The 24,629-nt window shown below is 43.5% G+C and carries 22 protein-coding genes and 1 tRNA gene; 22 read left to right on the top strand and 1 reads right to left on the bottom strand.

Translation table 11 applies throughout. The features are described from left to right. Nucleotides 1-318 precede the first annotated feature (318 nt). The 19 genes from LIQ05_RS10200 to LIQ05_RS10110 all read left to right on the top strand — a co-directional run bounded on the left by LIQ05_RS10200 (nt 319) and on the right by LIQ05_RS10110 (nt 22,355). A complete protein-coding gene (locus LIQ05_RS10200) occupies nt 319-1,662 on the top strand; it encodes a putative DNA modification/repair radical SAM protein (protein ID WP_226820433.1) in 1,344 nt (447 codons plus the stop codon). Beyond that, the gene (locus LIQ05_RS10195; protein WP_226820432.1) at nt 1,659-2,438 is read left to right on the top strand and encodes a TIGR03915 family putative DNA repair protein; all 780 of its coding nucleotides are present in this window, start codon (nt 1,659-1,661) and stop codon (nt 2,436-2,438) included. Before LIQ05_RS10200 ends, LIQ05_RS10195 begins: the two co-directional genes overlap by 4 nt. A 134-nt stretch (nt 2,439-2,572) precedes the next feature. Next, a complete protein-coding gene (locus LIQ05_RS10190) occupies nt 2,573-4,927 on the top strand; it encodes an ATP-dependent DNA helicase (RefSeq protein WP_226820431.1) in 2,355 nt (784 codons plus the stop codon). Nucleotides 4,928-4,988: 61 nt separating this feature from the next. Beyond that, nucleotides 4,989-6,491 carry a serine hydrolase gene (locus LIQ05_RS10185; RefSeq protein ID WP_226820430.1) on the top strand — a complete coding sequence of 501 codons (1,503 nt, stop codon included), beginning with the start codon at nt 4,989-4,991 and terminating at the stop codon, nt 6,489-6,491. Nucleotides 6,492-6,576: 85 nt separating this feature from the next. Further along, nucleotides 6,577-6,948, top strand: a complete 372-nt coding sequence (locus tag LIQ05_RS10180; protein ID WP_226820429.1) for a RidA family protein — start codon at nt 6,577-6,579, stop codon at nt 6,946-6,948. A gap of 296 nt (nt 6,949-7,244) precedes the next feature. After that, nucleotides 7,245-7,718 carry a 2-C-methyl-D-erythritol 2,4-cyclodiphosphate synthase gene (gene ispF / locus LIQ05_RS10175; RefSeq protein ID WP_226820481.1) on the top strand — a complete coding sequence of 158 codons (474 nt, stop codon included), beginning with the start codon at nt 7,245-7,247 and terminating at the stop codon, nt 7,716-7,718. A gap of 85 nt (nt 7,719-7,803) precedes the next feature. Continuing rightward, entirely contained in the window at nt 7,804-9,213 is a 1,410-nt protein-coding gene (cysS, locus tag LIQ05_RS10170; RefSeq protein WP_226820428.1) for a cysteine--tRNA ligase, read from the top strand. Further along, the gene (locus LIQ05_RS10165; RefSeq protein WP_226820427.1) at nt 9,198-9,623 is read left to right on the top strand and encodes a Mini-ribonuclease 3; all 426 of its coding nucleotides are present in this window, start codon (nt 9,198-9,200) and stop codon (nt 9,621-9,623) included. Before cysS ends, LIQ05_RS10165 begins: the two co-directional genes overlap by 16 nt. Before the next feature lie 76 nt (nt 9,624-9,699). Continuing rightward, complete coding sequence (gene rlmB, locus LIQ05_RS10160) at nt 9,700-10,431, top strand: 23S rRNA (guanosine(2251)-2'-O)-methyltransferase RlmB (protein ID WP_226820426.1); 732 nt, start codon at nt 9,700-9,702, stop codon at nt 10,429-10,431. 14 nt (nt 10,432-10,445) lie between these two features. After that, nucleotides 10,446-11,033, top strand: a complete 588-nt coding sequence (sigH, locus tag LIQ05_RS10155) for an RNA polymerase sporulation sigma factor SigH (protein WP_226820425.1) — start codon at nt 10,446-10,448, stop codon at nt 11,031-11,033. A 667-nt stretch (nt 11,034-11,700) separates the two neighbouring features. Then, entirely contained in the window at nt 11,701-12,189 is a 489-nt protein-coding gene (locus LIQ05_RS10150) for a hypothetical protein (RefSeq protein WP_226820424.1), read from the top strand. A gap of 10 nt (nt 12,190-12,199) precedes the next feature. Further along, entirely contained in the window at nt 12,200-12,889 is a 690-nt protein-coding gene (locus LIQ05_RS10145; protein ID WP_226820423.1) for a hypothetical protein, read from the top strand. A 15-nt stretch (nt 12,890-12,904) separates the two neighbouring features. After that, entirely contained in the window at nt 12,905-13,681 is a 777-nt protein-coding gene (locus tag LIQ05_RS10140; protein ID WP_226820422.1) for a SipW-dependent-type signal peptide-containing protein, read from the top strand. A gap of 19 nt (nt 13,682-13,700) precedes the next feature. Next, a complete protein-coding gene (locus LIQ05_RS10135) occupies nt 13,701-14,984 on the top strand; it encodes a hypothetical protein (RefSeq protein ID WP_226820421.1) in 1,284 nt (427 codons plus the stop codon). Further along, nucleotides 14,981-15,484 (top strand): signal peptidase I, encoded by a 504-nt coding sequence (locus LIQ05_RS10130; protein ID WP_226820420.1) that lies wholly within the window; start codon nt 14,981-14,983, stop codon nt 15,482-15,484. The genes LIQ05_RS10135 and LIQ05_RS10130 overlap by 4 nt, the downstream gene beginning before the upstream one ends. After that, on the top strand, nt 15,481-16,116 hold the full coding sequence (locus LIQ05_RS10125; protein WP_226820419.1) for a hypothetical protein: 636 nt from the start codon (nt 15,481-15,483) through the stop codon (nt 16,114-16,116). The genes LIQ05_RS10130 and LIQ05_RS10125 overlap by 4 nt, the downstream gene beginning before the upstream one ends. Continuing rightward, nucleotides 16,113-20,189, top strand: a complete 4,077-nt coding sequence (locus LIQ05_RS10120; RefSeq protein WP_226820418.1) for an isopeptide-forming domain-containing fimbrial protein — start codon at nt 16,113-16,115, stop codon at nt 20,187-20,189. The genes LIQ05_RS10125 and LIQ05_RS10120 overlap by 4 nt, the downstream gene beginning before the upstream one ends. A gap of 233 nt (nt 20,190-20,422) precedes the next feature. Further along, nucleotides 20,423-20,495 (top strand) — tRNA-Thr (locus LIQ05_RS10115). Between the two features lie 192 nt (nt 20,496-20,687). Then, nucleotides 20,688-22,355 carry a glutamine--tRNA ligase/YqeY domain fusion protein gene (locus tag LIQ05_RS10110; protein ID WP_226820417.1) on the top strand — a complete coding sequence of 556 codons (1,668 nt, stop codon included), beginning with the start codon at nt 20,688-20,690 and terminating at the stop codon, nt 22,353-22,355. A 116-nt stretch (nt 22,356-22,471) separates the two neighbouring features. Here the strand turns inward: LIQ05_RS10110 and LIQ05_RS10105 are convergent, their stop codons facing one another. After that, entirely contained in the window at nt 22,472-22,897 is a 426-nt protein-coding gene (locus LIQ05_RS10105; protein WP_226820416.1) for a hypothetical protein, read from the bottom strand. A 147-nt stretch (nt 22,898-23,044) separates the two neighbouring features. Between LIQ05_RS10105 and LIQ05_RS10100 the strand changes: the two genes are divergently transcribed. The 3 genes from LIQ05_RS10100 to LIQ05_RS10090 are packed head-to-tail and all read left to right on the top strand — an operon-like array spanning nt 23,045 to nt 24,604. Further along, nucleotides 23,045-23,632 carry a Maf family protein gene (locus LIQ05_RS10100; RefSeq protein ID WP_226820415.1) on the top strand — a complete coding sequence of 196 codons (588 nt, stop codon included), beginning with the start codon at nt 23,045-23,047 and terminating at the stop codon, nt 23,630-23,632. Nucleotides 23,633-23,643: 11 nt separating this feature from the next. After that, entirely contained in the window at nt 23,644-24,318 is a 675-nt protein-coding gene (locus LIQ05_RS10095; RefSeq protein WP_226820414.1) for an HAD family hydrolase, read from the top strand. Between the two features lie 28 nt (nt 24,319-24,346). Further along, nucleotides 24,347-24,604, top strand: coding sequence for a glyoxalase (locus LIQ05_RS10090; protein WP_226820413.1), 258 nt, complete (start codon nt 24,347-24,349; stop codon nt 24,602-24,604). Nucleotides 24,605-24,629 lie beyond the last annotated feature (25 nt).

The raw sequence follows: 24,629 nt of genomic DNA, 5'->3' as shown, positions 1-24,629 counted from the left end.
CCGGGAGCGTCAAATGGTTTTTTGACACCGGAATTTTATAAAAAGTAAAGAAAGAGTCATAAATCAGAAGTCAGGAGCATTTTTTATGCTCTAAAGCTGCTTCTGGTTTGTGGCTTTTTTATGTGTGAAAAATGTGCCAGGAAAGGATCGGGAGGATTGGGAATGGAATTACTTTGATGGAAAATTTTTCGTCCCGTTTTATGATATTGACAAAATAGAACAAATGTTCTAAAATGACAAAACAGAACAAACGTTCTTGACCTCGAAACGGAGAAATCAAGCAAACAGATTATATAAAAAGGGAGCTTTGAGAATAGGATGATAATTCAGGAATCAATGACTTTGAAGAGGAAACTGGAGATTTTATCAGATGCGGCGAAATACGATGTGGCATGTACTTCCAGCGGCGTGGACAGAAAGGGAGACGGCAGCGGCATGGGGAACAGCATTGCCGCCGGGATCTGCCATAGCTTTGCACAGGATGGAAGATGTATCAGCCTTTTGAAGATCCTTTATACTAATGAGTGTGTATTTGATTGCAAGTATTGTGTGAACCGAGCGTCTAATGATGTGGTGCGCACCAGCTTTACGCCAGAGGAGGTGTGCCGTCTGACAATGGAATTTTATAGAAGAAACTATATAGAAGGTCTTTTTTTGAGCTCAGGAGTGAAGGGCAGTCCGGATTGGACCATGGAAGAACTGCTTGGTACAGTGCGGCTGCTCCGCCATAAGTATCATTTTCAGGGGTATATTCATTTAAAGGCCATTCCTGGGGCGTCCCCGGAGCTGATTTCCCAGGCTGGATACCTGGCGGACCGTATGAGTGTGAATCTGGAGCTTCCTACTGCAGAAGGGCTTAAGAAGCTGGCACCCCATAAGAGCCGGAAGACCATTCTTGGCCCCATGAAGCAGATCCAGCAGCAGAGAGACCAGAACAAGGAAGAGCTGGTTTTGTACCGCCATGCGCCAAGGTTTGTGCCAGCTGGGCAGAGTACCCAGATGATTATCGGAGCCTTAGGCGAGAGCGATTATCAGATCGTATCTGTGGCAGAATCTCTTTATAAGAATTTCTCATTGAAGAGAGTTTTTTATTCTGCTTTTGTTGCGGTGAATGAAGATAAGGATCTTCCCATGTCCTTGTCTGGTCCGCCTCTTCTTCGGGAGCATCGGCTTTATCAGGCTGACTGGCTGATGCGTTTTTATGGATTTCGGGCCTCAGAGCTTTTGTCTGAGAAGCATCCGGATTTTAATCTGCTTTTGGATCCAAAGGCAGACTGGGCTGTATCCCATCTGGAATTTTTCCCTGTGGAGATCAACCGGGCGGATTATTATGAGCTTCTTCGGGTACCCGGGATTGGTTATACCTCTGCCAGGCGTATTGTAGGAGCACGCAGGACAAACTCCCTGGATTTTCAGGATTTAAAAAGAATGGGAGTGGTTTTAAAAAGGGCTTTGTATTTTATCACCTGCAATGGCAGAATGCTGTACAATACCAGGTTGGAGGAGAATTATATTGTCCGCAATCTTCTGGACGAAGAAAAACCTAGGGGAGATAAGAATGCATTCAGGCAGTTGTCTTTATTTGGGGAAGAGATGGGTGCAAAAAGAGTATATCAGGTAAATTCGGCAGCAGATTTCACAGGAAAGGAGCTGATCATATGACCCAGGAGAAAAGAATTTTAGTCTGTGAAGATTCCCTGGAGGGTATTTTTTCGGCTGTTTATGATGGCTGGAAGGAATGCCTGGGAGGAGCGGAGGTGTCGGTGCAGACCAGTTTTCCTACCAATATGGAATTGTTTACCACTTACAGGGAGATTGATACGGACAGAAGCAAGACGGGTAAGGTCATGAGGACGATTCTGGTGAAGCTTGGAAGTGAAGCCTATGAGCAGATCTGTCTGGCAGCTGCGGGGGCAGATCCGGACAGGGGAACTGCTATTTATTATGTACTTCACCGGGCATTGGGCCATGGAAGATGCGAGACAAACGTTATGGAAGCATTAGCAGATTCCCATGTGAATAAGGTGGCGAAGCTGGCCCTTCAGGTGAAGCGGGAATATCATCACTATTTTGGCTTTATCCGTTTTCGGGAGATCAGCGGAATGTTCCTGCTTGCCCAGATCCAGCCGGAGAATGATATTCTGCCCCTTCTTGCTTCTCATTTTTCCAATCGTTTTCCAAACGAGAACTGGGTGATCTATGATGAAGGCCGACAGAAGGCACTGTGCCATGGAAAGGGGACAGAATGTGTCATAAAAAAAGAGGTGCGGCTTCAGATTCCAAGGAATGCCATGGGCGACCGAGGAGAATATGAAGAGCTTTGGCGGGCGTTTTGTAACGGTGTGTCCATTGAGGCGAGACATAATGAGAAACTTCAGAAGCAGATGCTGCCGCTCCGCTTCCAGAACAATATGCCGGAGTTTTTCATGAAAGGATAGGCAGAAAATAGGAATTCGTGTTATACTGAGGATATTGTAAACTGCAGGAGGGAAAACAGACCTGTAGCTTAGAAGAGTTTGAAAGATCGCTAGTCTGTATATTAGAAAGGCTGGGAAAAGGCGGTAAGTTTGAAATGGAGAATCCGGTAACACGAATATCAGTACGAAATCTGGTGGAATTTATCCTGCAGGGCGGAGATCTTGACAGCCGCAGAGGTATTATAGATAAAGAGGCTATGTTAAAAGGCAGCAGGCTGCACAGGAAGCTTCAGAAGCAGATGGGAAATGCATACAGGGCTGAGGTTTCCTTAAAACTGGAAACGGATTATGAGGATCTTGGGATACTGTTGGAAGGTCGTGCAGACGGAATTTTTACAGAAGGGGAAGACGTCTGGATCGATGAGATCAAGGGAATCTATGGCAGTGTGGAGCAGTTGGCGGAGCCTGTGAAAGTGCATAAGGCCCAGGCTATGTGTTACGGCTATATTTACGGCAGCCAGGAAGGTCTGACACAGGTTGGAATCCAGATGACTTACGCCAATCTGGAGACGGAAGTGGTAAAACGCTTCCGGGAGATGATCTCCATGAAGGAACTGGAGGACTGGTACCGGAAGCTTCTGGATGAATATCACAAATGGCTGAGCTATCAGCTGCGCTGGAAAAAAGAGCGGAACCAGTCTCTTTGGAATCTGGAATTTCCATTTTCCTACCGGGAAGGCCAGCGGAAGCTGGTCAGCAGTGTATACCATGCAATCGGAGTGAACCGTCAGATCTTTATTCAGGCCCCTACAGGGGTAGGCAAGACCATGTCCACCATATTTCCAGCAGTTCGTGCAGTGGGGGAGGGTAAAGGAGAGACTATCTTTTATCTTACTGCTAAGACTATTACCAGAACCGTTGCCCAGGAAGCCTTTGAAGTGCTTCGTGAAAAAGGCATGAAATACAAAGTAGTGACCATAACCGCGAAAGAGAAGCTATGCTTCATGGATGAGACCAAATGTGACCCTGGTTATTGCCCTTACGCCAGAGGACATTTTGACAGGGTAAATGATGCGGTCTATGAACTGTGGACTACGAAGAGCAGATACGACCGGGAGACAATTCAGGAGCAGGCCCGGAAGTGGCAGGTGTGTCCTTTTGAAATGTGTCTGGATCTTGCTGTGTGGGTAGATGCTGTCATTTGTGACTATAATTATGTGTTTGATCCCACTGTACATCTGAAGCGCTTTTTTGGAGAAGGGGCAGGAGGCGATTATATCTTCCTGATCGATGAGGCCCATAACCTGGCAGAGCGGGGGAGAGAGATGTACAGTGCATCCCTGTACCGGGAGGATGTGCTTCTGGTGCGCAGAGCAATGAAAGAGAGGGCTCCCCGGATTTACCGTTCTCTAGGAAAGCTGAACAACCAGCTGAAGGAATTACAGGAAGAATGTGAGAATTACCGGGTCCTGCCAGGAACTGGTTCGATCACCATGACCGCTTTGAAGGTACAGGGGGAATTTGATACCTTTCTGGAGGAACATAAAGATGTGGAACTGGAGGATGAGGTAAGACAGTTCTATTTTGACATCCGGAAGTTTTTGAATATCGCAGAGCTGGTGGACGAGAACTACGTGATCTACGCAGAGAATGGAGAAGATGGACGATTCCGGCTGAAATTGTTTTGTGTAAATCCGGCAGTGAATCTTGGGGAATATTTAAAGAAAGGCCGCAGTGCAGTTTTTTTCTCTGCGACTTTGCTGCCTATGAGTTATTATAGAAAGCTGCTCAGCTGTCGGCAGGATGACTATGGTATTTATGTAGAATCCCCCTTTTCCCAGGAGAACCGTTGTATTCTAAGTGCTGGAGATGTAAGCTCCCTGTACAGCCGCAGGGGGTATGAGGAATATTACAAGATTGCAGAATATATTGCCAGGACGGTATGGCAGAAGAAGGGGAATTATATGGTCTTTTTCCCTTCCTACAGAATGCTGGAAGAGGTTTATGCAGTTTATGAGGAAGCGTTTTCTGTAAGCTGGGTGAGATGCATCTGTCAGAACAGTTCTATGAAAGAGAAGGAAAGAGAGGATTTTCTTCGGGAATTTGAACAGAATCAGGAGTCTTTAGTGGCTTTTTGTATTATGGGTGGTATTTTTTCAGAGGGAATCGACCTGTTTGGAGAGAAACTGATCGGTGCAATCTTAGTGGGAACCGGGCTGCCTCAGCTGGGCAATGAGAGAGAAATCCTTCGCTCTTTTTATACTGAAAATGGAGAGAATGGCTTTGATTACGCTTACCGGTATCCAGGCATGAATAAGGTATTGCAGGCGGCTGGAAGAGTGATCCGAACCAGAGAGGACCACGGGGTGATCCTGCTTCTGGATGAGCGCTTCCGCCAGAGAGAATACAGCAGCCTTTTCCCGGTAGAATGGAATGACAGGAAGTCATGCACATTGTCAAATGTGGAAGCGCAGCTGCAAAAATTTTGGCATGGCTTTGAGAAAAGGTGAAGAAATCTGGTTGCATACTGAAGGGAAAACAGTTATACTGCCTTTATCAAAGGAGAATAACATGAAAAAAAGTATAAAGACCAGATGGAAATATACAGTGGCCGTATTTGCAGTACTTTTGGGAGTGGTAGCTTCAGGAAGTATAGCAGATCCTGCAATGCTCTTTGGCAGAAGTCTGTCGGTGTATGCGCAGGAGCAGAGCGGCGGCAGCCTTTCTTCTGTAACTGAAGAGGCGAGGATACTGCCAATTCCTGGAAGCAATGGGAAATACCTGCTGAAAAGTGACGGTTTCTATTGCCTGAATGAAGATGGTTCTGGGGATTGTACACCGTCCATTCATTATTTTGATCATTTTTCGGTAGATGGAACTGTATTCAACGGTTATTACTATCATGATGAGACTGGAAAATTTAAAGCTGGTGAAGCCAGACTGGTAACTGCTTCGGAGGATATCCTTCCGAAAACAGATGATGGAAATACAGAATCCGGATGGAATGCCGGAATTTATGTGGTAAACAATCTGGGAAGACTGTCGGGAACCGGCAGGATATGTAACCTGGAAGAACAGGTAGAAACGGTTAAATTAAATGGATATTACTACGTGAATGAAAACGGCCGTGTCTGTCAGGAGGGCGGCATTCATTATATCCAGGAAATGGGAATTGGCAAAAAGCTCTTTTCTGGATATTATTATTTTGATGAGCAGACGGGAGTTCTATCCGGGGAGGGAACGACTCCGGAAGGGCTGACTGTAAAGAAAAGTGGCCGCATTCAGGAGTTATCCAGTCCTGGAATAAAAAATCTGAAAAAAGCCCTGGAAGCTTTCACAGATGATCTGGAAGGAGAGTGGAGCGTATATGTAAAAAATCTGGGGAGCGGCAAACAATTTTCCATTAATGATCACGCTATGTCTTCCGCAAGTCTGATCAAGGCTTTTACAATGGCAGCCAGCTATGAGAATATGGAGGATACCAGGATAAATGAAGGGGCTCTTTTGAAGGCGGATCCGGCAAGCGATGTAGTTGGCAATCAACTGTACCGTGTGATGGAGAATATGGTTACTTACAGCGATAATGAATCCTTCAATGAAATGGTGCGTCTGCAGACGGCTTCCAACCAGTTTAATGCAGGAGCCAGATCCATAAACCGGTACCTTCGGGGGCAGGGCTATAAAGAGACTGCAGTCCTTCATACCCTTGCGCCTTCCGCTACAGATCCGGTGGGACTTGGCAGCAGCAACACCACTTCTGTGGAGGACTGCGGTAGGCTGCTGGAGAAGATTTACCGCAGGGAATGTGTGAGCCCAGAGGCTTCCGACCAGATGCTGTCCCTGCTTCTGAACCAGGACACAAGGACGAAGATTCCAGGAGGTTTGAAGGAAGCCACCCAGGTTGCCAATAAAACAGGTGAAAATGACAAAAGCCAGCATGATATTGCGATTGTATATGGAGACAGAACCGATTATATTTTATGTGTCATGTCAGAAGATGCGGGAAAAGAGGAAGAGGCTGTTTCTAATATTCAGACGATCTCGGCGTTGGCCTATTATTATTTGAACTGGTGAAATATACAAAAATATTGCTTGACACTAACAATTTTTTGCGATAGCATGAAGATAACAAAAGAGATCACGAAAGGAGATTTACATCATGAAAGTAGTTTATACAGATAAGGCACCGGCAGCAATCGGACCGTACTCACAGGCAATGATCTTAAATGGAGTATTATTTACGTCCGGACAGATCCCGGTAGATCCTGCCACTGGCGAGATCAGCGGAGATACCATCGAGACTCAGGCTGAGCAGGTTATGAAGAACCTTGGCGAAGTACTGAAAGAAGCTGGCAGCAGCTTTGAGAAAGCAGTTAAGACTACCTGCTTCCTTGCTGACATGGGTGATTTCGCGAAGTTTAACGAAGTTTATGCGAAATATTTCGTAAACAAACCAGCACGTTCCTGCGTAGCTGTTAAGACGCTTCCGAAGAATGTTCTTTGCGAGGTTGAGGTAATCGCAGAAGTTTAATTTACGCGACAGGTGAGCAAAAGTTCGTGCAAGTAGCGATTTAGGTCCGTCTGTCGGGCAAATCAGGCCTTCCGGTTATTCCGGAAGGCCTTTCTTTAATTAGGATAGTTATGAAGTGTTTTCTGACAGGAGAGTGACGGTTTCGCGGCGATAGAATTACCTGTGATATTCAACTTCAAGTGGATTGCTTTTTATGGCAAAATCATGTATAATACCCAACGATAGCATGGGGATTTTTTGCTTTGTTCAGGAATCCCCTTCAAAAAGAAAGGCAGGGACAAAATTTGGAAAATCTTATGAGAGTTGGAATGGGATATGACGTACACAGACTGACTGAGAACAGAGACCTGATTCTTGGCGGTGTGAAGATTCCCTGGGAAAAAGGTTTGCTGGGACATTCAGACGCAGATGTACTGATTCATGCGATCATGGATGCTCTTTTGGGAGCAGCAGCTCTCGGAGATATTGGACAGCATTTTCCAGATACGGATCCGGCATACGAGGGCATTTCCAGCGTAAAACTGCTGGAGCATGTAGACGCTCTTCTGGAGGAAAAAGGATATGGAGTAGGAAATATTGACGCTGTGATCATAGCACAGAAGCCAAAGATGGCACCCCATATTCTCCAGATGAAGGAGAACATTGCCGCAGCGCTGCACATGGAACCGGATTGTCTGAACATCAAGGCTACCACAGAAGAGAAGCTTGGATTTACCGGAAGAGAAGAAGGAATCGCTTCCCAGGCAGTCTGCCTTTTATACAAGAAATAATGTGACGATTCAGCATTTTTACAGTATATGCTGAATGGCTGCGTTATAAGTTTTACTGAAATTAAGGACCGGAGGGAGAAATACCATGAAGATTTTTAATACGCTTACCCGTCAGAAAGAGGAATTTGTACCCCTTGAAGAGGGAAAGGTAAAAATGTATGTCTGCGGACCAACTGTATACAATCTGATCCACATTGGAAATGCTCGTCCAATGATCATTTTTGACACAGTTCGCCGTTACCTAGAATATAAAGGATACGAAGTAAACTATGTATCCAACTTTACAGACGTAGATGACAAAATTATCAAAAAGGCAATTGAAGAGGGCGTTTCCGCAGAGGAAGTTTCCCAGCGTTATATTGAAGAATGCAAAAAGGATATGGCAGGCATGAATGTAAAGCCTGCGACCACGCATCCTCAGGCAACACAGGAAATTGACGGCATGATCAGCATGATCCAGACTCTTATGGACAAGGGATATGCTTATGCAGCTTCCGATGGAACTGTTTATTTCCGCGTGAAAAAATTTAAGGAATACGGCAAGCTTTCCCACAAAAATCTGGACGATCTGCAATCCGGCTTCCGTGCACTTCAGGTTTCCGGTGAAGATCAGAAGGAAGATCCGCTGGATTTCGTACTCTGGAAACCGAAGAAAGAAGGAGAGCCTTACTGGACCTCACCATGGTGTGATGGTCGTCCAGGATGGCACATTGAGTGTTCTGTAATGTCCAAGAAATACCTTGGAGATGAGATCGACATTCATGCCGGCGGCGAGGATCTTATTTTCCCACATCATGAGAATGAGATCGCTCAGAGTGAATGCTGCAATGACAAGATTTTTGCAAGATACTGGATGCACAATGCATTTTTGAACATTGACAACCGTAAAATGTCCAAATCCCTTGGAAACTTCCGTACTGTCCGTGAGATCAGTGAGCAGTATGATCTGCAGGTGCTTCGTTTCTTCATGCTGAACGCACATTACAGAAGTCCGCTGAATTTCAGTGCAGATCTTATGGAATCCTCCAAGAATGCCCTGGAGAGAATCACAGAGGCAGCAGGCCGTCTGAACGACCGTAAGGAGAATGCAGCAGCTGCGCAGCTGACAGAGGTAGAGCAGAACCTTCTTACAGAAGCGAAGGGGTATGTGGAGAAATTCGAAGAGGCAATGGAAGATGATTTTAATACAGCTGATGCACTTGCAGCTGTCTTTGAGCTGGTTAAATTCGCAAACACAAATGTAACAGAGGAGAGCAGTTCTGCTTTTGCAGCAGGGCTTCTTGAACTACTTGTGAAGCTGTGTGATGTACTTGGACTTGTGGCTCTGAAGAAGGATGAGATCCTGGATAAAGAAATCGAAGATCTGATCGCTGAACGCCAGGAAGCAAGAAAGTCTAAGAATTTTGCAAGAGCTGATGAAATCCGTGACGAACTTCTTGCGAAAGGAATCATTCTTAAGGATACACGTGAAGGAGTAAAATGGAAACGGGCTTAAACGAATTAAAAGAACTGTTTGGGTTAAAAGACCGGGATCTGCGGACCTATTCTCCGCTGACCCTGGCTTATATTGGAGATGGCGTTTATGAGCTGGTGATCCGGACCATCCTTGTAAAAAAAGGCAATTGTCCGGTGAACCAGCTGCACAAAAAAGCCAGCAGTCTGGTGAAAGCGGGCGCACAGTCCAAGATGATGGAAGTTCTGGAGCCGGTTCTTACAGAAGAAGAGCTTGCTGTTTACAAAAGGGGAAGAAATGCACATTCCCCTACAATGGCCAAGCACGCTACAATGGCAGATTACCGGAGAGCCACAGGCTTTGAGGCACTAATGGGGTATCTATATTTGAAGGAAGATTATTCCCGGATTGTGGAGCTTGTGAGAAAAGGAATCCCAGAAGAAAATTTATAAAATAGCAGAAACTGTTTGGTCAGGTTTTGACCGGCAAACAGTGATATTACAGAAGCAATCAAACAGGAGGCTGTAAATGAGCGAGCAGATTGAAGGAAGGAATGCAGTTTTAGAGGCATTCCGCTCAGGAAAATGTGTGGACAAGCTTTTTGTTCTGGACAGATGTCAGGACGGACCAGTGCGCACCATTATCCGTGAGGCAAGAAAGAAAGACACTATCATAAATTTTGTACAGAAAGAACGTTTGGATCAGTTAAGCGAGACAGGCGCACACCAGGGCGTGATCGCGCAGGTGGCTGCTTATGAATATTCCACAGTAGAGGATATTTTAAAGAAAGCAAAGGAAAAAGGAGAACCACCTTTTATATTCCTTCTTGACGATATTGAAGATCCCCATAATCTGGGAGCCATCATCCGTACTGCAAACCTTGCAGGTGCCCACGGTGTGATCATTCCCAAAAGACATGCGGTAGGATTAACCTCCACCGTTGCCAAAACCTCTGCCGGAGCTTTGAATTACACACCTGTTGCCAAGGTATCTAATCTGGGACAGACCATTGAAGAGCTGAAAAAAGAGGGTATGTGGTTTGTATGCGCAGATATGGGCGGCGAACTGATGTACAACCTGAATCTTACCGGCCCCATGGGGGTTGTGATTGGAAACGAAGGAGAGGGTGTCAGCCGTCTTGTAAAAGAAAAATGCGACTTCGTAGCTGCAATTCCAATGAAAGGTGACATTGATTCCCTGAATGCTTCTGTTGCAGCAGGAATTCTTGCCTATGAGGTGGTCCGCCAGAGAATGAAATAAGATTCGGAGGAATTATGGGAAAGTTCGATGAAATAAGTGATGAAGAACTGATTGCCCATCTGCGGCATGGAGAAACTGCTATCGAAGACTATCTGATGGAGAAATATAAAGGCCTGGTGCGCCAAAAAGCCCGGGCTATGTTTCTCATTGGCGGAGATACGGATGATCTGATTCAGGAAGGAATGATCGGACTGTTTAAGGCAGTGCGGGATTTTCAGCAGGATAAAGAGGCATCCTTTGCTACATTTGCCCGAATGTGTATCGACCGTCAAATTTACAGTGCCATCCAAAACTCTAATCGCCAGAAGCACCAGCCCTTAAATTCTTATGTGTCTTTAAACCAGGAGGATGAGAACAGTCCAATCTGGGAACTGAGCGTGGAAAATCCAGAAGCCATTATCATTGACCAGGAGAATACTCAGGATCTGAGAAAAAGAATTTCAGATTATCTCAGCCCAATGGAAAACAGGGTGCTGGATCTGTATTTGAAAGGGAAGGGTTACGTGGAAATTGCAGGGATTTTAAATAAATCTCCCAAGTCCATAGATAATGCATTGCAGAGGATCCGGGCAAAAATCCGTGAAGTACTGGAAAGGGTTTAAAATTATTTTGTTATCTTTATATTACGGGGGAATACAGGAAATCGCTGCTGCTTCTGCAGTTTACAGGGGCGATAAAATCTAAAATTTATTTTTCTTTAAGATTTCCTGTATTGACTTTTGGAAAAAATATGATATTATATCAATTAATCAATGCGTCGGAAACGGCGTGTCAATTTAATCTATTATTCGCATATGTTAATTCAGTTATAAAAATCCAGTTAATTATTGCTTGCTTATCACTATAATGTTAAAATTGTAAAATGCTATATTTATAACTGCTCAGCAGATACTATTCCGCGAGGTGTTTTTTGCGAACTAAGTTCACAGAAAAGCCGAGAATAGCAGCGCGAAATCATGCAAAGCATGCTTTCTGTGCATTGCGGAGCGTGTAACTGTGAAGGTGCTGAACAGTCTATCTTTTTATATTTATCAATTCCATAAATCACATTATTTTAATCATTTTTTTCAAAATCATTTCGATAAGAAATTCACTAATGTTTTATTCAGAAATTTGTAAGCTTTAAAGGAGGTGATTCCATTGTGCTGAGTATGTTAACAGGTGCTGGCCCTAAAACAGTAGCCTTTTGCAGCTATGTCTGCTGAAATTTTAGAAGAAAGGAGGCAGCAGGGAGGAACCTGCTGTGCCAGGTCCATGAGAAAAAAATGGATGATATTTGCACTTGTATGCTGTCTCACTGTGGGAATAACCGGCTCTATGGCATATGCATACCTAATTGACCGAAAGGAGAGGGTAAATCAGATAAAAGCAGTAGAAAACAGTACCCACATTGAAGAAGAATTTGACCCTCCGCAGGATCCGCAGCCGGGACAGGTTATTAAGAAAAAGCCCTGTATCGTCAATGATTCTTCCATTCCGGTGTATATCAGGGTAAAAGTTGCATTTAGCAGTGGAGAAGCACAGGCGCAATGTGAGCCGCTGCTTATAAACAGCAATTGGAAAACAGGAAAAGATGAATATTACTATTATCAGAAAAAATTACTTCCAGGAGAAAGAACAGAAACGGTTTTTGATAATATTGTTATAAAAAATACAGTAAAAAAAGAAGAAATGGTACCTTTTGATATTCTGGTGTATGAAGAGTCTGTCCAGGCAGAAGGTTTTCCTCTACCGGAAGATGCCTTTGGGGAAATGTAAGGAGGTTCTTATGAGAAAAAGGAAAGGGATTGCCCTTGTGCTGTCAGTCCTTTGCTTAAGCGCAGGTGCAGCCGGCACATTGGCGTATATGAATGATAGTGGGCAGATTGCCAATCAGCTGGTGTTTGCCGGAGAAAAAGGGCTGGATGCGGTACTTACAGAGCCATCCTGGAAGGCAGAGAGCGCGCTTCTCACAGTTCCAGGAAGTGTAATTCCCAAGGATCCTCAGATTACAAACACATCGGAACTGGATATGAATGAGCTGGTGGCTGTGAAATGTCAATTTATTTATTCCAGGAACTGTCCGGATAAAAGAAAAAGGGGAACACTTTTAAGTCCCCAGGATATGGAAAAAGCAGTTCAGGTCTATGCCATTGATTATAACAGTGATGACAGGACAAAGAGAAACTGGATCCGTTTTGCTGGACAGACGAAAAGCGATGCCGTACAGTGTTTTTACTATTCAGAGGTCCTAAAAAGAAATATAGCAGGAATAAAAGAAACCACGATTCCTTTGTTTACAAAGGTGCAGGTTGATAAAAGTGTAAATAACAGGAAACAAGAATGGATCCGCGAAATTGGCGGGATAGATATTAAAATTTCGGGACAGGTTCTCCAGCAGATGACAGGAGAAGAGAATTTTGGGCTGGACAATCCGAAAAATGCCTATGAAGCGGGATTGTTTGATTTTAAAGAATAGAAAGGAAAAGAAAGAATGAGAATTAGGAGAGAGAAAAGAAATATTTTGTTTGCAGGAGCAATTTCATGTGCCATGTTATTTGGAATCGGAAATACAATGGCATATTTTACAGAGAACGCAGTACAGACGAACGTGTTTACAACAGGAGATCTGGACATTGGGCTGAAAGAGCCTGGCTGGGATCCGGAAGACAACGATGGAAAGAACATGTATCCGGGATATACCGTATATAAGAATCCTACCGTGAAAAATATCACCTCGGATAAGAACGGGGACGAGCCCTGTTATGTACGAATGACAGTGGATATTCTCAATAACCAGGGAAGTCCTGTTACAGACAATCAGGCTCTCAATCTTATTTACAAAACTATTTATTTCGATAAAACATTTAACGGCAGTTATGATAAGAAAGAAGGCTATGGAACCGGACTTGTTCAGGATCGTATCCCAGGCTACAGCCTTGCGCAGCTGGCGTCCTATCCTATGGTAAATCCTTTATGGGTAAAGGACACTTCACGATCCACTGCATCCAGTCTTGTTTTTAACTATATGGGAGAAAAGGGAGATGGAATTTTGGACATTGGGGAAGAGTCTACTTTGTTTACCAATGTTGTAATTCCCACAGACTGGAATCAGACACAGATGCAGAAGGTGGGCAATTACCAGCTGAAGGTAACGGCTCAGGCAATTCAGAGCAAAGGCTTTGCATCCCAGTCAGAGGCGTACCGCATGCTGGATGAAGAAATCAAAGGAGGAACCCTGCAGGAAGTAGAACGTGACAGTCAGAACTGATCAGAAAGGAAGAGGTACTATGAAGAAGCATAAATTCACATGTGTCTTCATAACTGTGCTCACTGGAATATTACTTGCAGTGGGAAGCGCACTGGCTGCCTGGAATGTTTCAGAGTATGCAATTAATCTTTTGTCCATGACCTCTTACAAAAACTCTATAGAAGAAAATTACAACCAGCCAGATCATGTGGATCCCGGACAGAAGGTGGTAAAGGAAGTCTACATAAAGAATGAAGGAAGTGTGGATTCTTTTATCCGGGTGAAAATTAGGAGAACTTTTGGAACGAGCAGTGATACCGGTGAATTTGCAGAAGATCCGCAGTTAGATCCGAAAATGATCGAAATCCATTATAATACGGATTTCTGGAAACTGGAGGAGGATGGCTACTGGTATTACAAAGATGTGCTCCTTGCAGGAAAAAGCACGCAAAAGCCCTTGATGGACAGCTATTATCTGTCCGAAAAAGCGGACAACCGCTACAAGAATAAAGAAGCAAGGATTATTGTAAATTTGGAGAGTATACAGGCAGAAGCCAGTGAAATGAAAACAGTATGGGGGAAGGATGAAAAAGAGTTGGGAATTACCTACCAGCCCTGCACCTGCGAAACTGTGACAAGCGTTATTTTTGACCAGGACCACAGGCTCACAATAGGAGGCGAATCTACCGATCTGTTTGCGAATTTCAAAAATCTGCAGCCGGGATGCTCCAGAAGCCAGACAATTCGGATCTCCAATACTTCGGATATTACGATTCAGCTGTATCTGCGTGCAGAAGTTGCAGAACAGGAAGAAAAAAATCTGGAATTGATCCAGCAGCTTCTGACCAAATATGGAGTGATAGAGATAAGGGAAAATGAGAAGGTGATTTATCAGGGAACTGTAGATGGCAATCTTTCAGGCTCCGGCTGGAGTCTGAAAAAGGACATTGCGCTTGGAAGCTTCCAGCCTGGACAGGGAAGAAATCTGGTGGTGAAATTGTCTTTGGATGAAAACATGAGCAATGAATACGAAGAACTTTTGGCAAAGGTAAAATGGGTATTTTCAGCCAAAGGAAAGGATCCTGATCCAGATAAGAAGAATGATGGATCTGGCTCTGACGGTTCCTCTGGAAATGTAAGGAAGAACGGGAGTGGTGAAAGCAGTGTAGCCGATCATGAAGGAGACCTTTATGTCACTGCTTCTACAAGTCCCAAAACAGGTGATGAGACGAAACTGTTTTCCAAATGGATCGCGCTGTTTGCTGCATTGTTTGCAATATTCCTGACTGGCAGAAAGCTGTATAGAAAGGAAAAGAGTCTATGAAAGGAAAAAGCCCGGTAAAAATAATTGGGAATTTAATCATGCTGGTGACAGCTGTTCTTTTGATCGGGCTTTCCTTTCCGCAGTTGTATGGAATGGAGGGGTATGCAGTTGCCTCGGGCAGCATGATTCCGGCAATTGGTGTTGGAAGTGCTGTCTATGTAAAGGCAAAGGCTCCTGAACTGGTAGAACAGGGTGAGATCATAACGTTTACCACAGATACTGGCGGTGTGCGGATTACGCACCGGGTAGTAAAAAACGACAAAGAAAGGCAGTCTTTTATTACAAAAGGAGATGCCAATGAGAATGAGGATATACAGCCTGTAAAATGGAAAAATCTTTGCGGAACAGTTGTTTTTTCTGTTCCGTATGCAGGCTATATATTGAAATTTCTGGGAAGCGGAAATGGAAAAGGAGCAGTGCTGTTTTTTTTGCTGGCATTTTCCCTTTGTACAGAAATGTCTGGAGGTGAAATTATAAAAAAGGAGCGTGAGACAGATTGAAAAGAAAAAAATACCTGTTGGCAGTTGGGGCAGGAATTGCCGGAATTATGGTTTCGGCAGGAGGAACGGCTGCGTATTTAAGTAAATCTGTGAATGAGGCGAGAAATGTATTTACGGCAGGATCAGTGAACGCGCAGCTTACAGAGGCACACTGGGATGCTGTTCTGGCGGGGAAAACATACCCTGGACAGGTACTGAAAAAAGATCCGGCAGTAGAAAATACAGGGGAAAATGATGCAAATGTTTTTCTGGAAGTAAATATTCCCATGCAGAGTATTTCCATCCTGGATCAAAATACAGGAAAAAAGCTTCTGAAAGAAAACCGTGAGTTGTTCCGTTTTCAGGCGGATGATTCAAAATGGACGCTGTTATCCAAAGAACAGACACAGGGAAATAGAAAATATGTTTATGGATATAAAGCAGTGTTGAAACCAGGAGAGACTACAGTACCGTTGTTTCAGGAAATTGCAATGGTCCCTTATTTAGAAGGGGAATTGGATACTTCGAAAAGCTATGATGTGTCGGTTGTTGCAAGTGTGATCCAAAAACAGGACGATGGTAAGGCTATGAAGGAAGTTTACCAGGAGTATATAAAACAATATGAGAATGATCAAAGGGAGGGGATAGGATGAAATACAGAAAAATAAGAAAAGCGATACTGGCTGCAGTACTAGCGGTTCCTATGGCAATGTCCTATCCGGATCCTGGAATAATGGCACAGGACGAGCCTGTTATGCAGGAAGAGAGTGTATCAGAGGAAACAGAAGCTGAAGGAGTGCCAGAAGAAGACACATCATTAGAAGAAAATCCAGTTTCAGACCAGGAAGAGTGGGAACTTCCAGGAGGAAGTAATCTTATTATAGAAGATACGCCCTCTGATATGGAAGAGCAGGACAGCACATTCGAGGATGGGTTTTATGCATCGGAAGAAACAGAAGGAGACGCCTTCTTTGATGGAAATGCTGTGGAACTTCTTGAAGAAGATGATTTCTTCATGGAAGGCGATACCGAAGATATGATCGCTGCGTATATTGCGCCGGACAACTATGTACAGGAGGGAAATCCGGTAAAGAATGGAGGCGGAGGTTTTACACCGGTAACGATCGGAGAAACCTATTTCAGCAGTAAATATACAAGGCTTGGCTGGAATGATGATAGTCAGGTTTATCCATGGAATAATGCTGGAAGTAATGTATATACCGGCCTGCGTCCAGGAGAGGAAATAGACTGTCCATATTTTGTTCCATTAAATGATACTGCGAAAGGAAAGTTTGGATTTCGGATTACCCATGTTGGCTATAATAAAGAGACAAATACAAAACTGGATCTTTTGCTGACGGAAACCAATTATCACAACTATACTTATGATTATACAGGAAAAAAGATAGAAGGGATTTATCCCATGTTTGGGGTGGGCAGTTCCAAGGAACTCTGGATCGTTTTTAAAGATGAATTAGCTGCCCAGGAAATAAAAATAGACATTGTAAAAAGCGGGACCAATACACCAGTTCCAGGCAATTATCGTTTTCGCTGGCTGGATATTGATCTTTACCAGAGATTTGGCATACGGCTTCAAAATGGTACGATCGCGCACAGATATGCCACAAAAGATTCAGTGGTAAACGTAGTAAAGAAAACCCAGTTTTCCCAGAACTATGAAGTTCTGACTGCGCCTGCCCCGGAAGTAAAGGGAGAAGTTCCGCAGAATACGGTTGTTTATGAACTGGATAATTCCTCAGGCTTCTATCTGGCAATATTACGACCTGGCTATGGCTCCCATTCCATTGAAACAGAAGCCCGGATTAAAAAGACTTTTGAGGCAACCAGGACGGGAAATATTAAAACATCAGCTGGCCTTAACTGGGACGCAAAAGGATATGGCCCAGTAGAATATCCGTCATTGGTGAAAAAAACAGGAAATACCCTTGCATCCCAGGGGAATTCCAACAGTCTTTCTGACAGCACAGGAGAATTTTATTATACTTTACAGACAGACATTCCGGAAGAGCATTCTGCTTATTATTACAGCTCCTGTAAAGTTACGGATACTCTGCCAGCAGGTGTAGATTACAATGGATATGCAGCTGTGAAAATGCTCCCTTCTGAAACAGATGTAAGTTCCTGGTTTACCATTTCAGCAGCTGGCGATGTACTGAAGTTCCAGGCAACACCCGCGGCGCTGGCAAAGGCGGAATTCTATGGAAAAACCTATGAATTTCAGCTAAAAGTAAAAATGGATCCTACGGAGATAACACCTGTATACAGTGGTGATAGTTATAAGTATGAAGTGAAAAACAAAGCTTCTATTTCCTGTAAGCATATAAATGGACAGGAAGGAACAAACTGGTCCAATGAAGTGACTACCAGCTGTACCAGAAACAAAAACAGGGTTCCAGGCGCAGAGGTAAAAAAATATACTGCAAATTTACAGGAAAATATCTGGAAAACAGATCTGCTTCTTCCGAACCCGGATAGTACATATCAGTATAAGCTGAGTGTAAAAGTGCCAGATAATGAATACGGCGGGTATATGACGAAACTGGAACTGGCGGATACGCTGCCAGATGGAGCAGAGAAGACTACAGACCCGATTATGATCTATGAAAATGGGAAGATACATGCAGACAACCGTTTTACAGTGAATACGGTGGGAAAAAAGATAACCGTTAGCGCAACAAATGCAGCCTTGGGAGACCGCTCTTTTTATGGCAAAAGCTATGATGTAATTGTAACTGCGAAAATGGTGCCAGAACAGATTTCCTGTACTTATAATGGGTCTGTGGCATCTTATGCCATAAATAATAAATATACGATTACAACCAGACATAAAGGGGATGCCAAGGACACGGTTCTTACTTCCAATAATGTTGCAGATCGGGCAAGTGTGAGCAGAACAGAGCCGAAAAATCCTGAAAAATGGATCCTGGATGGAGAAAAAAGAGTTGCTTCCAAAATATATGAAGGACGGGATTTTCGTACTGTATTTGAAATTGTGCAGGAAATTCCTTCTAATAAAAGAGAATGGAAGATAAAAGGTTTTAAAATTCAGGACACTCTGGAAAACTGTTTTCAGGTGAAATCCGCACAATTGTATCAGGGACAAACTGTTTTGGCTTCTTTTAATGCAAATGGAGGCACACAGGGCGCGTGGTTCATGACAAGGAACGGTTCTGAAATTACGGTCGGGACTACAGGAGCATTGCCGGATAGCTGTTATGGAAAGGAAATCAGACTGGTACTTACTGTGGATATGAAGAGTGACAGTGATCTGCAGCCGTACTATGTGGAAAATGCAGATCCTAATATTCTGGAAGCTCGTATATACAATATTGCTACCAGCAGTTTTGACTGGATCGGAGGGGTTCCTTCTTCTGCTTCCAAAAATACAGAGAAAACCCAGGTAGTAGTAAAGGAGAATACCCCAAAAGGAAAGCTGACGATACAAAAAACCGATAAGAGCCAGAAAAAGCTTTCCGGCGGTGTGTTTCAGATTATAGCAGCAGGAGATATCCGCTCTGCTTCAGGAAATATACTGCTTAAATCCGGTGCAATTGCAGATACTGTTACAACCGGTGAAAATGGAACAGCAGTATCAGAGGGGCTTTATCTTGGAAAATACGTCGTAAAAGAGATAAAACCTCCGGCTGGATATATCATTTCCAAGGAATCCTTTGAAATCCAGATCAGTAAAGCGGAAATGGAAAAAACAGTTCTGTTTCAGGACGAAGAGACTTTGGTGATCATAAAGAAAATCTCGCAAAAGGAGAATGCAGGAGATGTCCAGAAGGTACTGGATGGAGTAAACTTCCTTTTGTGGGAAAAAACGAAGTCAGAGGATTCAGGAAAAACTTATACTACAGGGAAAGATGGACAGATAAAGCTAACCGGAATCGTGCCTGGAACTTATCTGCTGAAAGAAATTGCTACGCCAACGGGGTATGTGTCAGATGGAAAAGTTTATGAGTTTACAGTGGATGAAAATGGTCTTGTGGAGAAAGAGCATGGCCATACGATCGTGATTGAAAATGCATATACAAAGGCAGAATTTCTAAAAACAGACAGGGCAACTGGAAAAGCTGTAGCTGGAGCAGTTTTGCAGCTTTGCGACGCCAATGGCAAGGTGATCGATACCTGGACATCGGAATTGACTGCGCACAGAATAAACAGACTGGAAGCAGGGGAATATGTGCTTTCGGAGCTTCGTGCCCCTTCTGGATACAAAAAAGGACAGTCTGTAAATTGTATTGTAAAAAGTCTGCCTGAGGTACAGAAGTTTTCTATTTCAGATGTAAAACTGGTGACGATCACGGTAGATAAAGTTCTTCATGGAAACGAGATCGTCTGGGCACAGGGAAATCCAGTGTTTACATTTACAGTAAACGGAACCGATCTGGATGGCGAGGAGCATACTTATACCAACATGGTTGAATTTGCGAAAGACAATACAGATACCAGAGCGGATGTGAGTAAAAGAATTGTTTTTACCCTTCCTGCCGGAACCTATAAGGTGAAAGAAGAGGCAAACATGCGTTATAAGCTTGAAAAAATCGACCAGGTGGTAAATGGAACTGTACAGGATAGTCAGGTAGAATTTAAACTGACTGTAAATCAGAACGGAGCGGCGGTGTTTACCAATAAGAAAAAAGATGACCGGCTTCTTACCGATACTGGACTGGTAAGAAATGTGGTAATTTCAAAGAATTGATAAAACATTGCATTTTACTTTATTTGCATGGTTTTTTGCTGAAGATTTCATGTGAACAATAGGGAAAAAGACTCTGCCTGGCTGAGGAGTTCATTCAGCTTTGGCAGAGTTATAGCAAAATCTTTTAAAATTTTTATATTTTTTGAAAAAATTTGAAAATAACTGTTGACAATAGAACAACCTTCTGGTAATATAATCAACTGTGAGCGGCAGAAGTGCTGCGGCACAAGAGTGCTGATGTGGCTCAGTCGGTAGAGCGTCGCCTTGGTAAGGCGGAGGTCACGGGTTCGATTCCCGTCATCAGCTTTAAGTCCTTGATTATATATCAAGGACTTTTTTTATGATAAAAACTATTATTTTCTCATAAAACAATAGAAAAATCAAGTTTTTTGTAAGAAAAACTTTTAAATTCCATTTATTTATGATAAGATAAATCAACTAAGACTAATAATAGTATGTTTTTTGGCTATAAAAGAGTTGATTTCAGGAGGGAGAACCATGGAGAACGAAAAGGTTTCCAAAAATTTTATTGAGAATATTATTGATAAAGACCTGGCAGAAGGAGTTTATGACACCGTTCATACACGTTTCCCGCCAGAACCAAACGGATATCTTCATATTGGACATGCCAAGTCTATCCTTTTGAATGCAGGACTGGCGAAAGAATATAATGGTAAATTTAATATGCGTTTTGATGATACCAACCCTACCAAGGAGAAATCTGAGTTTGTAGAGTCTATTAAAGCGGATATCAAATGGCTGGGAGCTGACTGGGAAGACAGACTGTTCTTTGCTTCCGATTATTTTGGACAGATGTACGAAGCAGCAGTGAAACTGATCAAAAAGGGAAAAGCATATGTGTGTGACTTAACTGCTGACCAGATCAGAGAGTACCGTGGAACCTTAAAGGAGCCAGGTAAGGAAAGCCCATACAGAAACAGAAGTGTGGAAGAGAATCTTCAGCTTTTTGAGGAAATGAAAGAGGGCAAATACGCAGATGGAGAGAAGGTTCTGAGAGCGAAGATTGATATGGCTTCTCCGAATATGAACATGCGTGATCCGGTTATTTACCGTGTTGCCCATGTAAGTCATCATAGAACAGGGGATACCTGGTGTATTTATCCGATGTATGATTTTGCGCATCCTATCGAAGATGCGATTGAGGGAATAACCCATTCTATCTGTACTCTGGAGTTTGAAGATCACAGACCGTTATACGACTGGGTAGTAAGAGAACTGGAATACCCACATCCTCCGAAACAGATCGAGTTTGCAAAACTGTATCTGACCAATGTGGTAACTGGTAAACGTTATATCAAGAAGCTGGTTGAGACTGGTATTGTGGATGGATGGGATGATCCAAGACTGGTATCTATTTCCGGTTTACGCCGCCGTGGTTATACGCCGGAATCCATTCAGAAGTTTGTTGAGCTTTGCGGTGTATCCAAGGCAGACAGTTCTGTAGATTATGCAATGCTGGAGTACTGCATCCGTGAGGACCTTAAATTAAAGGCTCCCCGCTATATGGCAGTTCTTGATCCGGTTAAGCTGATCATTGATAACTATCCGGAAGGACAGGTGGAATATCTGGATGCCCCGAATAATATGGAGAATGAGGCACTTGGAACCAGAAAGGTTCCATTTGGAAAAGAACTTTATATCGAGAGAGAAGACTTCATGGTCGAGCCTCCGAAGAAATATAAACGTCTCTTTGTTGGAACAGAGGTACGTCTTATGAACGCATATTTCGTTACCTGTACCGGATATGAGGCTGACGATGCTGGAAATGTTACAGCAGTACACTGCACTTATGATCCAGAGACAAAGGGTGGAAATGCACCTGACGGACGTAAGGTAAAAGGAACCATTCATTGGGTGGAGGCCTCCAATGCTGGCAAGGTTACGGTACGTCTCTATGAGAACATTGTTGATGAAGAAAAGGGTGTTTATGATAAAGAGACAGGTGAGCTGAACCTGAACCCGAATTCTCTTGTTAAGGTTTCTGCTTATGTTGAGCCAGAGCTTCTTAAGGCAAAAGGTCTGGACAGCTATCAGTTTGTAAGAAATGGTTTCTACTGTGCAGATATCCATGATTCCAGGGAAGGTGTACCTGTATTTAACCGTATTGTATCCCTTAAGAGCTCTTTCAAGCTTCCAAAAGCCTGATAGAAAGTGAAAATCTTAAAAATATAAACAAAAGTCCCGTGACATACAGACAGGAATATAATCTGATGTCATGGGACTTTTGGAATTAATAGTATTTTGGTTCAACCCTGTGCTGGTTAGTCAATATGAATAGATGCTTCTTCCTCATCCTGTTCTTTTGACGCCTGAGCTAAATCTTCTTCGAATTCTTCGGCTGCTTTCTGGGCTTCTTCCAGTGCCTCATCTACAGCGCTTTCATCTGCTGTCTCGTCAGTTTCTGTATCGGTGTCATCTGAAAGGGGTTCGGCTGCTTCGGTATCAGCGCATTCCCCTGCTTCTGCTTCAGTTTCTTCAGAGGTTGCTTCCCAGGATACAAAATCTTCACGGACCTCTTTCTCTTCAGGCTGCTCATTGGTTTCCTGCTCATCTTCAAAATCTTCTTCCAGGTCAGCTGCTTCCTCCAATGCCCTGCGTTTTGCAAATGTAGCTGCTATAGCTCCGGCTGCGGCTGCAGTTACTGCACCAAGTGCAACCATACCCCAATACTTGTTTATCTTTGCCATATTGTCTGCTCCTTTCGGTATTTTCCATCTGGTCTGGCAGAATGGAGTTGCTTATATTGTAATACTTTTCAGACAAAAAGAAAAGAAAAAAATCATTGCACCAGTATAAAGGGAGGGTTATACTGTTAAGACAGAAAAGGAGAGATTATGGAGAAAATTGTTTTAGCTTCGGGCTCCCCACGAAGAAAAGAACTGCTTGCAAGGACCGGTTTGAAATTTTCGGTAGTGGTAAGCGATGGGGAAGAGAAAACCGATCTGACGGATCCGGCAGAAATGGTAGAGAAGCTTTCTTTTGACAAGGCTATGGCAGTTGCGGGGAAGCTTTTGCAGGAAAGTGAGCCCTGTCTGATCATCGGCGCAGATACGGTGGTTGCGTTTGAGGGGAAAATTCTGGGAAAACCTGTGGATGAAAAGGACGCTCTGGATACGTTATCCAGACTTCAGGGCAAGGCACATCAGGTTTATACAGGCGTCACGCTTCTGGTAAAGAAAAAGGATACCTGGAAGCCTCATACGTTCAGTGAGAAAACAGATGTGCAGTTTTACCCGGTTTCAAAAGAAGAGCTTATGGAATATATAAGCACAGGAGAACCTATGGACAAAGCTGGCAGCTATGGAATCCAGGGAAAATTTGGAATTTATGTAAAAGGAATCTGTGGCGACTACAATAATGTAGTGGGACTTCCGGTTGGAAGACTGGTATATGAACTTAAGAAAATTGGAATAACTATATAAGGGGAATAAAAATGATAAAAGCATGTATTTTTGATCTGGATGGAACCTTAGCTTATACTTTGGATTCCATGGCAGTAGTAGGAAATATGGTGGTCAGGAAATATGGCCTGAATCCGATGCCTGTTGAGAATTACAGATATTATTGCGGAAATGGAGCAGATATGCTTGTAAAAAGACTTCTGGCCGATGCCGGAGATCCGGAGCTGGTTCATTATGAAGAAGCAAGAGCTCTGTATAGAAAAGAATTTGACAAGGATCCGTTTTATAAGATCCAGCATTATCCAGGTATGCCGGAAACCTTAAAGGAACTAAAAAAAAGAGGCGTAAAACTTGGTGTATGCTCAAACAAGCCTCACGAGGCGGCTGTAAAAGTAGTGGAGAGAATGTTTGGTGATCATATTTTTGATGCGGTTATGGGACAGAGCGAGACAGTCCGAAAGAAGCCTGCTCCAGATGGTCCGTTAAAAATAGCCAGCCAATTTCTGGTTCTCCCGGAAGAGTGTATGTATCTCGGCGATTCCGGTACGGATATGCAGACTGGAAAAGCTGCTGGAATGTATACCGTTGGTGTTCTGTGGGGATATAGAGAGAAAGAAGAGCTTCAGGAAAATGGCGCGGATGATCTTGTTGACACTCCGGAAGATATACTGGATGTTTACGAGAAAACTGTAAGGGTTAAGAGATAAAAATATAAATATACAGGAGATAGGAAAAATGTATTCAGAAGAATGTATCCAGACATTTCTGGAAAAACAGGAGCAGCTTTTTGATGAGCCGGTGGCAGAAACTTATGAGGAGGCAGAAGAATTTCTGGAAGACTGTATGGCGGTTGTCGCAGATTCTATCGACGAAGTCCGCAGATATCTGTCCGGAATGGGAGCCGATGTGGACGGCATGAGCAGGGAAGAACTGGAAGAAGCCAGTGAGGTTTTTGCCCTTCCAGGTGGGAAATATCTTATTGTGGAGGGCTGATTCCTGCCAGATAAATTCAAATTAC

Origin of the sequence: Blautia glucerasea (assembly GCF_020537505.1) — a bacterium.
Classification (GTDB): Bacteria; Bacillota; Clostridia; order Lachnospirales; family Lachnospiraceae; genus Blautia_A.
The sequence above is the reverse complement of the archived record's forward strand: the minus strand, read 5'-3'. Positions and strand labels throughout refer to the sequence as shown.

Coding starts and splice junctions, on each gene's coding strand:
- LIQ05_RS10195 (WP_226820432.1), top strand. CDS start 1,659: ATGACCCAGGAGAAAAGAATTTTAGTCTGTGAAGATTCCCTGGAGGGT.
- LIQ05_RS10120 (WP_226820418.1), top strand. CDS start 16,113: ATGAAATACAGAAAAATAAGAAAAGCGATACTGGCTGCAGTACTAGCG.
- LIQ05_RS10100 (WP_226820415.1), top strand. CDS start 23,045: ATGGAGAAAATTGTTTTAGCTTCGGGCTCCCCACGAAGAAAAGAACTG.
- LIQ05_RS10130 (WP_226820420.1), top strand. CDS start 14,981: ATGAAAGGAAAAAGCCCGGTAAAAATAATTGGGAATTTAATCATGCTG.
- LIQ05_RS10190 (WP_226820431.1), top strand. CDS start 2,573: ATGGAGAATCCGGTAACACGAATATCAGTACGAAATCTGGTGGAATTT.
- LIQ05_RS10105 (WP_226820416.1), bottom strand. CDS start 22,897: ATGGCAAAGATAAACAAGTATTGGGGTATGGTTGCACTTGGTGCAGTA.
- LIQ05_RS10090 (WP_226820413.1), top strand. CDS start 24,347: ATGTATTCAGAAGAATGTATCCAGACATTTCTGGAAAAACAGGAGCAG.
- LIQ05_RS10150 (WP_226820424.1), top strand. CDS start 11,701: ATGATATTTGCACTTGTATGCTGTCTCACTGTGGGAATAACCGGCTCT.
- LIQ05_RS10180 (WP_226820429.1), top strand. CDS start 6,577: ATGAAAGTAGTTTATACAGATAAGGCACCGGCAGCAATCGGACCGTAC.
- cysS (WP_226820428.1), top strand. CDS start 7,804: ATGAAGATTTTTAATACGCTTACCCGTCAGAAAGAGGAATTTGTACCC.
- LIQ05_RS10185 (WP_226820430.1), top strand. CDS start 4,989: ATGAAAAAAAGTATAAAGACCAGATGGAAATATACAGTGGCCGTATTT.
- LIQ05_RS10095 (WP_226820414.1), top strand. CDS start 23,644: ATGATAAAAGCATGTATTTTTGATCTGGATGGAACCTTAGCTTATACT.
- sigH (WP_226820425.1), top strand. CDS start 10,446: ATGGGAAAGTTCGATGAAATAAGTGATGAAGAACTGATTGCCCATCTG.
- LIQ05_RS10165 (WP_226820427.1), top strand. CDS start 9,198: ATGGAAACGGGCTTAAACGAATTAAAAGAACTGTTTGGGTTAAAAGAC.
- LIQ05_RS10140 (WP_226820422.1), top strand. CDS start 12,905: ATGAGAATTAGGAGAGAGAAAAGAAATATTTTGTTTGCAGGAGCAATT.
- rlmB (WP_226820426.1), top strand. CDS start 9,700: ATGAGCGAGCAGATTGAAGGAAGGAATGCAGTTTTAGAGGCATTCCGC.
- LIQ05_RS10135 (WP_226820421.1), top strand. CDS start 13,701: ATGAAGAAGCATAAATTCACATGTGTCTTCATAACTGTGCTCACTGGA.
- LIQ05_RS10145 (WP_226820423.1), top strand. CDS start 12,200: ATGAGAAAAAGGAAAGGGATTGCCCTTGTGCTGTCAGTCCTTTGCTTA.
- ispF (WP_226820481.1), top strand. CDS start 7,245: ATGAGAGTTGGAATGGGATATGACGTACACAGACTGACTGAGAACAGA.
- LIQ05_RS10110 (WP_226820417.1), top strand. CDS start 20,688: ATGGAGAACGAAAAGGTTTCCAAAAATTTTATTGAGAATATTATTGAT.
- LIQ05_RS10200 (WP_226820433.1), top strand. CDS start 319: ATGATAATTCAGGAATCAATGACTTTGAAGAGGAAACTGGAGATTTTA.